The organism is Methylobacterium sp. J-072, from assembly GCF_022829425.1.
In the GTDB taxonomy this organism is placed as follows: domain Bacteria; phylum Pseudomonadota; class Alphaproteobacteria; order Rhizobiales; family Beijerinckiaceae; genus Methylobacterium.
Map to the genome: position 1 here is coordinate 1 of NZ_JAKSYK010000160.1, position 14,464 is coordinate 14,464.

12 protein-coding genes are annotated in these 14,464 nt (G+C 70.4%); 10 read left to right on the forward strand and 2 right to left on the reverse strand.

Features of this window, described 5'->3' with window-relative positions:
- From MKK67_RS18160 to MKK67_RS18170, 3 genes are all read left to right on the forward strand, one after another.
- Window positions 1-1,036: MFS transporter (locus MKK67_RS18160; RefSeq protein WP_243966936.1), on the forward strand; the 1,036-nt coding region annotated here is incomplete at its 5' end.
- Window positions 1,037-1,167: 131 nt separating this feature from the next.
- The gene (locus tag MKK67_RS18165; RefSeq protein ID WP_243966946.1) at window positions 1,168-2,799 is read left to right on the forward strand and encodes an ABC1 kinase family protein; all 1,632 of its coding nucleotides are present in this window, start codon (window positions 1,168-1,170) and stop codon (window positions 2,797-2,799) included.
- Window positions 2,800-3,068: 269 nt separating this feature from the next.
- A complete protein-coding gene (locus MKK67_RS18170; protein WP_243966957.1) occupies window positions 3,069-4,316 on the forward strand; it encodes a sensor histidine kinase in 1,248 nt (415 codons plus the stop codon).
- Between the two features lie 3 nt (window positions 4,317-4,319).
- On the opposite strand, the gene MKK67_RS18175 is transcribed toward MKK67_RS18170, so the two are convergent.
- Complete coding sequence (locus tag MKK67_RS18175) at window positions 4,320-4,664, reverse strand: Hpt domain-containing protein (RefSeq protein ID WP_243966973.1); 345 nt, start codon at window positions 4,662-4,664, stop codon at window positions 4,320-4,322.
- 165 nt (window positions 4,665-4,829) lie between these two features.
- Here MKK67_RS18175 and MKK67_RS18180 point away from each other — a divergent pair, with 165 nt between their 5' ends.
- From MKK67_RS18180 to MKK67_RS18210, 7 genes are all read left to right on the forward strand, one after another.
- Window positions 4,830-6,290 (forward strand): sensor histidine kinase, encoded by a 1,461-nt coding sequence (locus MKK67_RS18180; RefSeq protein ID WP_243966982.1) that lies wholly within the window; start codon window positions 4,830-4,832, stop codon window positions 6,288-6,290.
- The gene (locus tag MKK67_RS18185) at window positions 6,275-7,684 is read left to right on the forward strand and encodes a sigma-54-dependent transcriptional regulator (RefSeq protein WP_243967000.1); all 1,410 of its coding nucleotides are present in this window, start codon (window positions 6,275-6,277) and stop codon (window positions 7,682-7,684) included. Before MKK67_RS18180 ends, MKK67_RS18185 begins: the two co-directional genes overlap by 16 nt.
- Before the next feature lie 146 nt (window positions 7,685-7,830).
- On the forward strand, window positions 7,831-9,156 hold the full coding sequence (locus MKK67_RS18190) for an MFS transporter (RefSeq protein ID WP_243967009.1): 1,326 nt from the start codon (window positions 7,831-7,833) through the stop codon (window positions 9,154-9,156).
- A 20-nt stretch (window positions 9,157-9,176) separates the two neighbouring features.
- A complete protein-coding gene (locus MKK67_RS18195) occupies window positions 9,177-10,478 on the forward strand; it encodes a metallophosphoesterase family protein (RefSeq protein WP_243967011.1) in 1,302 nt (433 codons plus the stop codon).
- 34 nt (window positions 10,479-10,512) lie between these two features.
- Window positions 10,513-11,781 carry an arsenic transporter gene (locus tag MKK67_RS18200; protein WP_243967021.1) on the forward strand — a complete coding sequence of 423 codons (1,269 nt, stop codon included), beginning with the start codon at window positions 10,513-10,515 and terminating at the stop codon, window positions 11,779-11,781.
- A gap of 73 nt (window positions 11,782-11,854) precedes the next feature.
- Complete coding sequence (locus MKK67_RS18205; protein ID WP_243967037.1) at window positions 11,855-12,793, forward strand: DMT family transporter; 939 nt, start codon at window positions 11,855-11,857, stop codon at window positions 12,791-12,793.
- A gap of 148 nt (window positions 12,794-12,941) precedes the next feature.
- Entirely contained in the window at window positions 12,942-13,961 is a 1,020-nt protein-coding gene (locus tag MKK67_RS18210; protein WP_243967047.1) for an acyltransferase family protein, read from the forward strand.
- 152 nt (window positions 13,962-14,113) lie between these two features.
- Here the strand turns inward: MKK67_RS18210 and MKK67_RS18215 are convergent, their stop codons facing one another.
- Window positions 14,114-14,332 carry a hypothetical protein gene (locus MKK67_RS18215; RefSeq protein ID WP_243967050.1) on the reverse strand — a complete coding sequence of 73 codons (219 nt, stop codon included), beginning with the start codon at window positions 14,330-14,332 and terminating at the stop codon, window positions 14,114-14,116.
- Window positions 14,333-14,464: the final 132 nt, after the last annotated feature.

The following is a 14,464-nucleotide window of genomic DNA, read 5'->3' on the forward strand; positions in this document are numbered from 1 at the left end:
CATGATGTTCGTCCAGGGCGCGACCAGCTTCCTGATCCTGCGCTTCCTGCTCGGCGCGGCCGAGGCCGGGTTCTACCCGGGGGTGATCCTGTACCTGACCTACTGGTTTCCGAAGGCGTATCGCGCCCGGATCTTCGGCGCCTTCGCGGTTGGCATCCCGGTCTCGCTCGCGATCGGCGCCCCGCTCTCGACCACGATCATGCAGCTCGACGGCACCTTGGGCCTCAAGGGCTGGCAATGGCTGTTCCTGCTGGAGGGCATCCCGACCACCCTGTTCGGCTTCGTGTTCCTGGCGCTGATCCCGGACCGGCCCAAGGACGCCCTCTGGCTCGCCCCGGCCGACCGCACCGCCCTGCAGACCCTGATCGATTCCGAGCAGAGCAGCGTCGCCGGCGCCCACGGGACCAGCCTGCGGGCGGCCCTCTCGGATCCGCGGCTGATCGCCCTGTCGTTCATCTACTTCGCCAACACCGGCGCCAATCTCGGCCTGGCGTTCTTCCTGCCGCAGATCCTGAAGAGCACCGGCCTGTCGGACATGCAGACCGGCCTGATGACCGCCGTGCCCTACGTGTTCGGGGTGGTCGGCGGCCTCACGGTCGGATGGATCTCCGACCGCTACGACGACCGCCGGATCACCCTGGCGACAGCCCTCGGCCTCACCGCGACCGGGCTGGCGCTCGCCGGTCTCGCCACCGGCTCGCTCTGGGCCGTAGCGTTCATGGCGCTCGCCGCCGCCGGGCTCTACGGCGCCAAGGCGCCGTTCTGGGCGCTGCCCTCGGTGTTCCTGAGCGGCAGCGCGGCGGCGGGCGGGATCGCGCTGATCAACTGCATCGGCAATCTCGGCGGCTTCGTCGCCCCCTCGGTGGTCGGCTGGATCCGCGAGACCACCGGCAGCTTCGAGGCCGGCCTGTACTTCCTGGCCGCGCTCGCGCTCTCGGCCGTGGTAGTGACGCTGCTGGTGGTCAATGCCCGCTTCGGCGACGCGCGGCGGCCGGCGGTCGTCGCGACCCTGCCAGCGGCGGCGCCGCGAACGTAACATCCGTACGCTGACGCCCTCGGCGGCCCTATTGTCGCCGTCGCGGGTGTCGTGGGCTTCGCGACCGCAAAAAAGTCCTTATGCTCGTGCTGTCCGGACGCCCAATCGTGTCCGAACGGATCGCCCCCTTCATGCTGAAGACAGCCTTCGTTGCCGCCCGCGACCGTCAGAGGCTGTCGGAGATCGCGTCGATCCTGATCGGCTTCGGCGTGACGCGCGTCGTGGACCGCCTCGGGCTGCGCTACCTGCCGCTGCTGCCGCGCCGCCGTCCCCGGGTCGACGTCACCCGGCTGTCCGAGCCCGAGCGCCTGCGCCGGGCGATCGAGGCTCTGGGCCCGACCTTCATCAAGTTCGGGCAGGTGCTCGCGAGCCGGCCGGACCTGCTGTCGCCGACCTGGACCGAGGAGTTGCAGAAGCTCCACAGCCAGGTCGTCCCGGTGCCGTGGGAGCAGATCGGCCCGCAATTGGAAGAGGATATCGGCGCCCCGCCCAACCAGGTGTTCGCCGAATTCGACATGAACCCGATCGCCTCCGCGTCGATCGCGCAGGTCTACCGAGCGCGGCTGCACTCCGGCGAGGACGTCATCGTTAAGGTGCTGCGGCCGAACCTGCGCAAGATCATCGAGGCGGATCTGCGCCTGATGGCGCATGGCGCCCGCATCGTCGAGAACGAGTGGCCGGACATGGCCCGCTACCAGCCGCGGGAGCAGATGCGCCACCTGGCCGACGGCCTGAACGGCGAGCTCGACCTGCTCAACGAGGCGCGCAACTGCGAGCTGCTGGCGCAGATCTTCGAGGACCGCGACGACATCGTGTTCCCGAAGATCCACTGGGAATACTGCTCCGAGCGGGTGCTGGTACAGGACTTCATCCACGGCATCCCGCCGAACGACGAGGCGGCGCTGCGCGCGGCCGGGCTCGACAAGAAGCTGCTCGCCCAGAAGGGCACCGACGCCTTCCTACAGATGGCGCTGATCGAGGGCGTGTTCCACGCCGATCCGCATCCGGGCAACATGCTGGCGCTCCCGGGCAACAAGATCGGCTTCATCGATTTCGGCATCATCGGCCGGCTGTCGCAGCGGCGGCGCTCGCAGCTGCTGGTGCTGATCGGCGCCATGCTCAAGCAGGATGCGGACGGCCTGATGGCCGTGCTGCTCGACTGGACCGGCACCAGCAACCCGGACCTGACCAAGCTTCAGGTCTCGGCCACGTCCTTCGTGGAGAGCCATTCCTCGATCCCGCTGAATCTCGGGCTGGTGCTCACCGACTTCATGAACATGGCCCGCGAGAACGACCTCGCGATGCCCACCGACCTGGCGATCCTGTTCAAGGGCCTGGTCACCGCCGACGGCGTGATGCGCCACCTCGATCCCGATTTCGACCTGTTCGCGGCGGCCGGCCCCACGGTCAAGGCGAGCATGCAGACGCAGTTCTCGCTGGGCGCCCTCAAGCAGAAGGCCGAGGCTTTGGGCGTCGGCCTCTACGGCGCCGCCTCCGAGCTGCCGACCCTGATCCACCTGATGCTGGTGCGGCTCAAGCAGGGCCGCGTCACCGTCGAGATCGAGATCAAGGGCCTCGACAAGGTCACCCGCGGCATCGAGCGGGCCGCCGCCCGGGTCGCGGTCGCCCTGGTGGTGGCGGCCTTCGCCACCCAGCTGGCGCCCCGCCTGATCGACCTCGGTACGCCGGTCTTCGTCTCGATCGGCCTGGTGATCTTCATCCTCGGCGTCGGGTGGCTGGTGCTGCTGATGCGGAACAAGTAACCGGTTTCGGCACCGGGGCGACCCGCACCTCTAGTTGCGAAGCGGTGACGAATACACAGTTCGTTTGATTATCGCCGCGATCATGTTAGCTTCGGGAACCCTTCGAGTCGCGCGGTCGCGAGCGCGGGGGCGCCACCAGAAGCGGTTCGATCCGCCGGCGTCTTCGCGCTTCGACATCACGTCGCCGCACCGCGTCTACGGTGGGTCTTCCGCACTGCGCGCCTGGGGCGAGCGGCGCGGAATGTGGACGGTGAGGAGGGGGGCGAGCGATGGATGCGGACCTCGTGTTGCCGCGCGTGGACGGGACGGACCGACGCCTCGTCGCGCTCGAAGCGGAGAACATGCGCCTGCGGGCCCTGCTGATGCAGGCGACCGGTCAGGCGGATTCGGAACGGCAGCGCAGCCGGCGGCTCGGCCGCATCATCGAGGCCGCAAGCCGCGTGGAGGCCGGGCGCCTCGGCCGCGAACCCTTTCAAGCGACGGGACCGCACGCGCTGGATCGGCATGAATCGGGCCGCGTCGAGACGTGGTCCGCCCCGTCCTGGGCCGGTGAGCTGACCGCGCCCGGCATGCTTCAGGTCGCCGCAGACGTGCTGGAGGTGCTCGACCGCGACGGACACCTGATCACCGCGGGCGAGAACGGCCCGGCCAGCCTCAGCGGCCGGAATCCCGCGGACACGATCGGGCGCCCGTGGATCGACGTCTGGACCCGCGCCGAGGACCGGGATGCGGTCGCAGCAGCGCTCGGCAAGGCGCGGCTGGGCGGGGCGAGCCGCTTCCAGGCCAAGATCGAGACCGGCCGGTCGGTGACGTGGTGGGATATCGCGGTGACGCCGGTCGGCGGCCGGCACGGCCATCCCGAGCGGATCTTGGCGGCGTCCCGAGACATTACCGAGCTGAAGCTCACCGAGGCCCGCCAGACCCTGCTGATGCAGGAACTGTCCCATCGGATGAAGAACACCCTGGCCATGGTCCAGGCGGTGGCCGCGCAGACCCTGCGCAACGCCGGCTCGCTGGAGGCCGCCGGCGAGGCGCTCGCCGCCCGGCTGCTGGCGCTGGCCCAGGCCCATGACGTGCTGCTGCAGGGCTCGTTCGCGGCGGCCTCCCTGGTCGGGCTGGTGGAAGGCGCGGTCTCGCTCCACGGCGACGGGGTGTCGGGCCGGTTCCGGGTCGAGGGCGCCGACCTCACGCTCGGCCCGCGCCACGGCATGGTCCTGGCGCTGATGCTGCACGAGCTCGGCACCAACGCCGCCAAGTACGGCGCGCTCTCGGTGCCCTCGGGGCAGGTGGTGATCACCTGGACCGTCGCGGAATCCGCCGACGGCGCCACCCTGCGGTTCCGCTGGGAGGAGATCGGCGGCCCGCCGGTCAGCCCGCCGACCCGCACCGGGTTCGGGACGCGCCTGATCGCCCGCAGCCTCGCCCACAGCTTCGGCGGGACCGCGCAGTTGAACTACCCGCCCACCGGTGCGGTGCTGACCTTCGAGGCGCCGCTGGCTGCCGTGACGGCCGGCTGAGGTCTACCGGGCGGCTTGCGTGTCTTCGCGCAGATCGCGCAGGGCCGCGACGGTCTGGTCGCGCAGGCTTCGAAGATCTGCGAGCCGCGCCGTGACGTCGCCGCCGAGCTTCGCCGATTGTTCGAAGTCCCGACAGGCCTGCGACAGATCTGCGCAGCCCAGCATGCCTGACATCGACACCAGGGTATGCGCCTCCCGTGCGTAGTCGGCCTCCGCCCGGTCCGCGCCGTCGAAGGCCGTGGCGAGGCTGGTGGTGAAGCGGTCGAGCAGGCGGGCGAGCTTCTCGGTGCCGATGACACCTTCAAGTTCGTCGAGCGCCGCCCGATCGACGAGGGACTGTGACACCATCCGTCTCCGGCAGCGGATTTGCAGAACGATCCGACAGAAGCGCGCAATCGCCGCGCGGTCCAGCAGCCGATTCCGATCCCGATGGACTCTGCCACCGTTTCCACAGCCTGCCCACCCGGATATCCGCTTAGTCCGGGGCGCTCGGCCCCCGGAGGAACCTGACCCGTGACGGCCTACAGCCTGCGCGCCCGGCTGCTCGCCCTGTGGGTCCTGCTGCTGGCCTCGGCAGCGGCCACCGCCTACCTGATGTTCGGGTTCTACAGCCAGTCGACCGCGGTCCAGGTCGCCCAGGCCGAGGTCGCAGTCGGGCGCGCCTGCCGGGAGATCATCGACCGCTACGCCGCGCTGACCCGCCGGACCCGCAGCATCGCGCGAGCCGAGCTCGGCCCCACCGTCGGGGCGGCCCTCGACCTCTATCCGGGCATCGAGGGCGGGGTCTGGAGCGCTGCGGACGGGCCGCTCGCCTACGCCTATCCCACCTACGAGGGCACCGGGCCGAAGACCGACCTCCCCGAGGCCGAGCGTGACAGCATCGCCGCGGTGAATGCCCAGGCCCTGCGGGTCGACCACGCCGTGGCGGTCCGCCGGCCGAGCCGGACGCAGGTGCTGCTAGTCCAGGGCTGCCCGCTGCATGGTCCGGAAGCCGGGCTGACCGCCTGGACCATGGGCCGCGCCCACGTCAATGACGGGCCGGCCTATACGCGCTTCCTGGCCGGCCTCGGCTTCCTAGCCGTGACCGTGCTCGGCTCGGCGGCGTTCCTGGGCTGGTTCCTGTACGGGTTCTCAGGCCGGATCGCCCGGGTCGAGGCCGCCCTCGCGGCACCGCGGCCGGACGGCGAGGACCTGCCCCGCCTCGCCCCGACCGGGGAGCGCGAACTCGACCGCCTGGTCGACGCCCTCAACGCCGCGGGCGGGCGCCTGCGGGAGGCCCGGGCCCGGGTGGTGGCCGCCGAGCGCCTGGCCGCCGTCGGCCGGCTCGCGGCCAGCATCGCCCACGAAATCCGCAACCCGATCGCGGCGATGCGGCTCAAGGCCGAGAACGCCCTGGTCAGCGGCGATCCGGGCCGCGCCACGGTGGCGCTGGAGAGCATGCTCGGCCAGATCGCCCGGGTCGATCACCTGCTGCGCGACCTCCTCAACCTCACGCAGGCCCGCACGCTCACCCGCACCCCCACCGACATCGCCGCGCTGCTCGCCGATTGCGCGCGCCTGCACGAGGATCTGGCAAGCGCCCGCGGCGTGCGGATCGCGATCGAAGCCGACGCGCTGCCCGGGGCGGACCGCCCTCAGATCGACGGCGCCCAGATCGCCCGGGCCCTCGACAACCTGCTGCTCAACGCCCTCCAGCACACGCAACCGGGGGGCCGGGTCCGCCTCGCCGCCGCGCGCGTGACCGTCGACGGCGCGGTGCGCCTGCACCTGCAGGTGGCCGACACCGGCCCCGGGATCGACCCGGCGGTCCGCCCCGGCCTGTTCGAGCCGTTCGTGACCGGCCGGCCGGACGGGACCGGGCTCGGCCTCGCGATTGTGCGCGAGATCGCGCTGGCGCATCGCGGTACGGTGGGGCTGATCGACGATGCGCCCGAGACCACGTTCGTACTGGACCTGCCATGGCGACCATCCTGATCGTCGACGACGATTCCGCCCTGCGCGAGGGGCTGGCCGAGACCGTGGCCGATCTCGGCCATACGCCCCTGCCGGCCGCCTCCGGGGCGGAGGCCCTGGCGCGCCTGCACGAGACCCCGGTCGCCGCGGTCCTGCTCGACCTGCGCATGCCCGGCGACCTCGACGGCATGGCGACCCTGGCGCGGATCTGCGCCCTGCCGGACCGGCCGCCCGTGACGGTGCTCACCGCCTATGCGAGCCCGGCCAACACGATCGAGGCGATGCGCCTCGGGGCCCATGACCACCTGACCAAGCCGGTCGGCCGCGCCGACCTCGCCGCGGTCATCGACGCGATGCTGTCGATCGCGAAGCCGGATCCCGGGGACCGAGATCCCGAAAGCGGCCTGATCGGCTCGAGCGTCGGCATGCGCCGGGTCCAGAAGACCATCGGGCTCGTGGCCGACACCGACTCCACCGTGCTGATCCAGGGCGAGACCGGCACCGGCAAGGAGGAGGTGGCCCGGGCGCTGCACGCCTATTCCACCCGCCGGGGGCGGCCGTTCGTGCCGGTCAACTGCGCGGCGATCCCGCCCGACCTTCTGGAGAGCGAGCTGTTCGGCCATGTCCGCGGCGCCTTCACGGGGTCTGTCGGCGATCGGGCCGGTGCCTTCCACCAGGCCGAGGGGGGCACGCTGTTCCTCGACGAGATCGGCGACATGCCCCCGCCGATGCAGGCGAAGATCCTGCGGGTGATCCAGGACCGCGTGGTGACGCCCCTCGGCGGCCGGTCGGCCCGGGTCGATGTCCGCCTGGTCGCCGCGACCCACCGCGACCTGCCGGCCCTGGTGGCCGGCGGCCTGTTCCGCGCCGACCTGTATTACCGGCTCAACGTCGTGCCGATCCTGCTGCCGCCCCTGCGTGAGCGCCTGGCCGACATCGTGCCCTTGGCTGAGCATTTCCTCGGCCCCTCGGGCAAGCGCCTGAGCGCGGGCGCGGCCTCACGGCTGCTGGCCTATGGCTGGCCGGGCAATGTCCGTGAGTTGCGCAACGTCGTCGAACGCGCCGCCGTGCTGGTCCGCTGCGGGGTGATCGCGCCCGACGCCATCGATCTGCCAACCGAGCGGCCGGCCTCACGGCTCGACGAGGGCGGCGTCACGATCGACCTGCCCGTGGATTGGTTGGCGGGCGACCTACCCGGCGCCGTCGCCCGGCTGGAGCGGACCATGATCGCCGCCGCGCTCCGCGAGGCCGACGGCAACCGGGCTCGGGCCGCCCGCCGCCTCGGGATCCAGCGCCAGCTCCTCTACGCCAAGATCGAGCGCTACGGCTTGGCCGCCCCCGGGACGGATCTGTCCGCAGAAGCGACGGTCGATGTCGTAAATCCCGACGCATCGGTCGATCCAGAGGGTGGGTAAACCACTCATCCGCCTCGGTATTGCGCCGGAACAAGCGTTCTTGAACAAGTCCAGGGAACGGATGGATTAAGCCGGCGTCAAGCTCGTCACGTGCCGGCCCGGATCGGGCTCGGCCGCGGCGGCATTCGAGCGGGGGACAGGGCAGGATGGACAGGACCGATACCGGAGCGGCGGCGCACGGCGCGACCGTCCGGGCTCCCTCCACCAAGGCCCTGCGCGGCCTCGACGCCCTCAACTTCTTCCTGGCCGACGTGCGCGACGGCCTCGGGCCGTATCTGGCGATCTACCTGATCGCCGTGCGGGGGCCGGACCAGGGCTGGAACGAGGCCACCACCGGCCTGGTGATGACCGTCGCCGGCATCCTCGGCCTGATCGCGCAGACTCCCGCCGGCGCGCTGATCGACGCCACCAACCACAAGCGCGCCGTCGTGATCGGCGGCGCCATCGCGGTGACGGCGAGCTGCCTGATCCTGCCGTTCATCTCGAACTTTTACCTCGTCACCGCGACGCAATCGATCGCCCACGTGGCCGGCACGATCTTCCCGCCGGCGCTCGCCGCCATCACCCTCGGGGTGGTCGGCCCAAAGATGTTCGCCAAGCGGATCGGCCGCAACGAGGGCTTCAACCACGCCGGCAACGCGGCGTCCGCGGCCATCGCCGGGGGCCTGGCCTATTTCTTCGGGCCGATCGTGGTGTTCTGGCTGATGGGCGTGCTGGCCGCCCTGTCGATCGGCGCGATGCTGCTGGTCCCGGCCGATGCCATCGACGACGACCTCGCCCGCGGCATGACCGAGGCGGAGGCCAAGGCGGATGAGCAGCCCTCCGGCCTGGCGACCTTGCTCCAGAACAAGCCGCTGATGCTGTTCGCCGTGCTCTGCGCGATCTTCCACCTGTCCAACGCCGCGATGCTGACCTCGGTCGGGCAGCTGCTCACCCACCTCTCCGGCAAGGATCACGCGACCTCGCTGATCGCCGTGTGCATCGTCGCCGCCCAATGCGTGATGGTGCCGGTGGCGATCTTCGTCGGCGCCCGGGCCGACATCATCGGGCGCAAGCCGATCTTTCTGGCGGCGTTCGGCGTGCTGGCGCTGCGCGGCGTGCTCTACACCCTCTCGGACAACCCGTTCTGGCTGGTGGGCGTCCAGCTCCTCGACGGCGTCGGGGCCGGCGTCTACGGCGCCCTGTTCCCGATCGTCGTCGCCGACCTGACCCGGGGCGGCGGGCGGTTCAACGCGGCGCAGGGTGCGGTGGCCACCGCCCAAGGCGTCGGTGCCTCGGTGAGCGCCACGCTGGCCGGGCTGATCATCGTGTCGGCCGGGTATTCGACGGCGTTCCTGGCACTGGCGGCGATCGCCGGGCTCGGCTTCGTCCTCTACCTGACGATGATGCCCGAGACCCGGGACGGGGAAGCCGCGAGCGGCACCCCGGATAGCAGCGCCGGCCTGCCCCCGGCCGTGCCGGCGAGCGCCTGACCGGCCGGCAGGATCACCCCATGTCCGCCCTAGATCCCGGCTCCGTGCCGAAGCGCGATCCGCTCGTCTTCCTGCATGTCGGCGACCTGCACCTGCAGGATGCAGCGGCCCAGAATGCCCGTGAGCTGAACGCGATCCTCGACCAGATCGCGACGATTGCCCCGCAGGATCTGTTCGATTTCGTGTACCTGCCGGGCGATCTGGCGGAGAACGGCTACGCCTCGGAATATCGCATCCTGAAGGATGCGCTGGATCGGCACCCCGACCTGCCGGTTCGCCTGATCCCCGGCGACCACGACCGCCAGCACGGCCGGATGGACGATTTCCACGCCTTCGCGGCGAGCTTGGGCGACCGCCTGCCGGAGCCAATAGTCTGGGACCTGGAGCAGCCGCCCTCCGGCTGCCCGGAGACCTGGCCGGTCCGGCCGATCCCGCATTACTGCGTGAGTGCGGATGTCCAGGGCGTGCGCTGCCTGTTCGTCGACATGGTCAGCCCGGGCTTCGGCCGGAAAGGCATCGGGCTCGATTTCCGGCTCGGCCGGCCGCAGACCCAATGGCTGAGCGAGCAGCTCACGCAGGCGGCGGCGGAAAAAAAGCCGTGCGCCGTGTTCATGCACGCCTATCCGGACGACCTGCGCGAGCCGGACGACCGCCTCGACATCGGCGGCCTGTTCTGGGCGACCCGTGTCCGCCTCGTGGAGATGGGCCACACCCATTACAACGAGCTCGCCCCCGACGGCCGGACCCTCTACGCCGCCGCCCGCTCTGTGGGGCAGAACGAGGACGGCTCGGTCGGCTACGCGGTCGCGGCCATCGACGGACCGGTGACGAGCTGGCGCTTCCGCGCGCTGGACCGGACGGCGCCGTTCGTGCTGATCACCAGTCCGGCGGACCGGCGGGTCGCGACGCTGCCGACCACGCCCGAGAGCAGCGGCCTGGAGCTCGACGCCGAGGGGCGGATCACCGTCCGGGCGGTGGTGCTGTCCGATGCGGCGCCGGATTACGTCCATTGCCGGGTCGATACCGGCCCCTGGCTCTTGATGGAGCGGGACCCGGCTTCGCGCTGCTACGCGGCCGCGCTGCCCTGGGACGGATCCGGACGCAGCATCCAAGTCGAGGCGGTGGACGGGCGCTGGCCCGGCCACGGCCCGGACTACGTCGATACCGACGTGATCGAGCCGGTCATCGCCTTCTCGAACAGCGCGGCCTTGCCGGCGATGCCGGAAAAACCGGGTAGCGACGCGGGCCGGATCCTGTCCTGGGTCCGAAAGGGCGTGCGCGGCGACCAGCTCGCGCCTAACCGCTACGGCCGCAAGTGGTGATCCTCACCAAGCCTCCGGGGGGAGATTGTTAGACGTGTTCGCTGGATTGACCCTGACACCGAACCTGGCGACCTGGGGCATCGCCGCCCTCGCCACCCTGGGCGTGATCGTGCGCCCGTTCTCGTGGCCGGAGGCGATCTGGGCGGTGCTCGGCGCCGCCCTGCTGGTCGTGCTCGGCCTGCTGCCCTGGCAGATCGCCCTCGACGGCGTCTCAAAGGGCACCGACGTCTACCTGTTCCTGGTCGGCATGATGCTGCTGGCCGAGATCGCCCGGAAGGAGGGCCTGTTCGACTGGCTGGCGGGCCTCGCCGTGCGCGCCGCCAAGGGTTCGCCGACCCGGCTGTTCCTGCTGATCTACATCGTCGGCACCGTGGTGACGGTGTTCCTCTCCAACGATGCCTGCGCGGTGGTGCTGACGCCCGCTGTCTACGCCGCCGCCAAGGCCGCCGACGCCGAGCCCCTGCCCTACCTGTTCATCTGCGCGTTCATCGCCAACGCGGCGAGCTTCGTGCTGCCGATCTCGAACCCGGCCAACCTGGTCGTGTTCGCCACCGACATGCCGCCCCTCGGGCAATGGCTCGCGACCTTCGCGCTGCCCTCGGTGCTGGCGATCGTCGCCACCTACGCGGTGCTGCGGATGACCCAGAACGCCCGGCTCAAGGGCCAGACCATCAAGACCGATGTCGAGACCGTGCATCTCGGCCTCGGCGGCAAGGTCGCGGGGCTCGGCATCATCGCCACCGCGGGGGCGCTGATCGGGGCCTCGGCCGCCGGCATCGAACTCGGCCTGCCGACCTTCGTGGCCGGTCTCGCTACCACCCTGCTGGTGGTGGCGCTCAACCGTGGCGGCCTGGTCGAGGTGGTCAAGGACGTGTCCTGGGCGGTGCTGCCGCTGGTGGCCGGCCTGTTCGTGCTGGTCGAGGCGCTGGAGAAGACCGGCGTGCTCACCCTGCTGGCCGACGCGCTGAAGGGCTACGCGCAGGCCGACCCCGCCGCCACCGCCTGGGCCGGCGGCGCGCTGATCGCCTTCGGCACCAACCTCGTGAACAACCTGCCGGCCGGGCTGCTCGCCGGCGCCGCGGTCCAGGCCGCGGAGGTCTCGCACAAGGTCGCGGGCGCGATCCTGATCGGCGTCGATCTCGGGCCGAACCTGTCGGTGACCGGCTCGCTCGCCACGATCCTGTGGCTCACCGCGATCCGCCGCGAGGGCGAGGACGTGTCGGCCTGGCAGTTCCTCAAGCTCGGCCTGCTGGTGATGCCGCCCGCCCTGGTTCTGGCGCTGGCCGCCCTCCTTCTCGTCTGAGAGCCCGGTCTCCGGTTCCCAGGACGGTGCCTGCCCCGATCGCCTCGCCCTCCCACGCCCGGAGACCCCATCCTTGAACGCCGCCCTGCTGTATCCTTTCATCCTGGTCGCGGGCGCCCTGCAGGCGCTCGGCAACTCCATGAACGCGCGCCTGCGCGACGCGCTGGTCAATCCGTGGCTCGCCGCAACCTACTCGTTCATGCCGATCGTGATCGTGTTCGCGATCCTGTTCTTCACCATGCCGACGCCGCTGCCGACGCTGCAGACCCTGGGCTCGATGCCCTGGTACGCGCCGCTCGGGGGCGTCGCCGGCGCGGTGGCGGTGTTCGGCGGCCTCGCCTTCGTCGACAAGGTCGGGGCCGGCCCGTTCAACGGCCTGACGATCACGGCCAACATCCTGACCTCGCTGGCGCTCGACAGCCTCGGCCTGTTCGGCCTCAAGGCCGGCGGCTTCAAACCGATGCCGTGGCTCGGGGGCCTGCTGATGGTGGTGGGCATCGTGTTCATCGCCCGCGCCACCGGCCCGAAATCGGAAGACGAGAAGGCGGAGAGCAGCGAGGGCGGCCTGATGGCCAAGCTGCTCTACCCGTTCATCCTGGTCGCCGGCTCGCTCCAGGCGGTGGGCGTGGTGCTCAACGCGCAGCTGCGCGGCGCCCTGGTGAACCCCTGGCTCGCCGCTACCGTGTCGTTCATCCCGGTGGCCCTGGTGTTCCTGTTCGTGTTCCTCCTCCGCCCGACGCCGCTGCCGACCCGGGCGGACGTGGCCCGGGTGCCGTGGTGGGGGGCGCTGGGCGGGATCGCCGGGGCGGTGGCGGTGTTTGCCGGCCTGCTGTTCGTCGACAAGGTCGGCGCGGGCGCCTTCAACGGCCTCTTGATCACCGCGAACCTGTTCACCTCGATCGCCATCGACCATTTCGGCTGGCTCGGCATGAAGCGCGTCCGCGCCGGGATCGGCCGGCTGATCGGCGGCCTGCTGATGGCGGGCGGGATCGTGCTGATCTCGGTGTTTTGACCGACAGCCGAACCGGGCGAGACCCGTTACGCCTTTCGAGGCGCCGGGCTGGGCTGTCCGCGCCGCCTACCGCTTAAGACCATCTCGGCGCCGCGCAGGGAACTGGCCTCTCTAGAATCTCACTAAAAATGAGTTCGAGAGGCGCCCTATGCCCTCGCGTCACCTGCCCGTGCTCGATGGTTGGCGCGGCTGCGCGATCCTGCTGGTGCTCGTCGGCCATTTCGCGACGAGCCGCGGGATCAATCTCGGCCGCTTCGGGGTAGAGTTCTTCTTCGTCCTGAGCGGCCGGTTGATGGCCGAGATCCTGTTCGTGCGCGCCACGCCGCTGACGACGTTCTTCGTCCGCCGGGCGTCGCGGATCTATCCGGCGCTGATCTGCTTCGTGCTGGCGATGAGCATTCTGGCCCTCGCCACCGGCCATTACCGGCAGCTCTATGGCTGCCTCGCGGCCGTGACGCTGACCTACAACTACTACCATCTGTGGTTTGCGGAAGTACCCAATGTCGACCACATCTGGTCGCTCTGCGTCGAGGAGCACAGCTACATCCTGCTGGGCGTCATCGCGCTTCTCTGGCACAGATTCGGTTTCCCGCTGCTTTCGGTCCTCGCCGTGCTGGCGGCCTTGGCCTGCCTGGATGGGTTGGTCTCGACGCTGATCGGCGGCACTTACACGCAGGTGTACTGGCGCAGCGATGTCCGGAGCGCGTCGATCCTGCTCGGAGCTGTCGCCTATCTGAAGTTCGGCCGCAGCGACCCGACAAGCGATAGGCCGTCCTGGCAGCCGGCGTTCCTGCTGCTGGCCGGCCTGGCGCTGAACGTCAACGCCGTGCCAGACCCGATCAAGTACAGCTTCGGCACCGCCCTGCTCGCTGGCGCGGTGGCGTCACTCCCGAGGGCACCGGCCGCCTTGCGCGACGGCCTGACGTCGACGCCGCTCCTGCTGTTCGGGGCGTGGTCCTACGCGATCTACCTGTGGCAGCAGCCCTTCTACGTGCTGCACGACGCGATGGGCGACTGGTTCAGCACGGCCCTCGTCCTGCCAGCGATCGCACTCGGCATTGTCAGCCTGCTGCTGATCGAGCGGCCGATGCGGGACTACCTCAACCGCCTGTTCGACCGCGCGGCGGGCCGGGGCGGCACCGCGGTGAAGTCCTACGCAACGTCGTGAGGGACGCGAGAGATGGATGGAGGGTGACGGACGGCTGAGAGGCCTGCCAACCAATTCCGTCATTCCGGGGTCGCGTAGCGGAGCCCAGAATGACGGGTGCATATCGGCGCGTCTTCGCAACGCCCAAAACGTAAGAAGACTTATTGCCCCGCCTAAACGGCTGCAGCCATCTGCGACGAAGCGCCGAGCACGCCGGTCGCGGTTTCCTCCGGCGGGGCCTTGCGGGAGACGTAGTAGAGATCGACCGCGCGCCAGAACGCAGTCTGCTCGTCGACCGACCGGCGGGCCAGGGCCGATTCGAGGATCGCCATGGCGGCCCGTGCGGGCTCGCTCCGCTCGAGTTCGTCGAGCAGGCCGGCGAGATGCAGCATGGGGGTCTACCTCCGAACGTACAGCGACATAGGGTAACGCCTAAGCTTACGAAAAGGATCCGCCCGCCAGCGGAGTCCCTGCACGAAACTTGCCTCGCGCCCAGTGGGGTCTACGATCCCCACCCGCGAGCC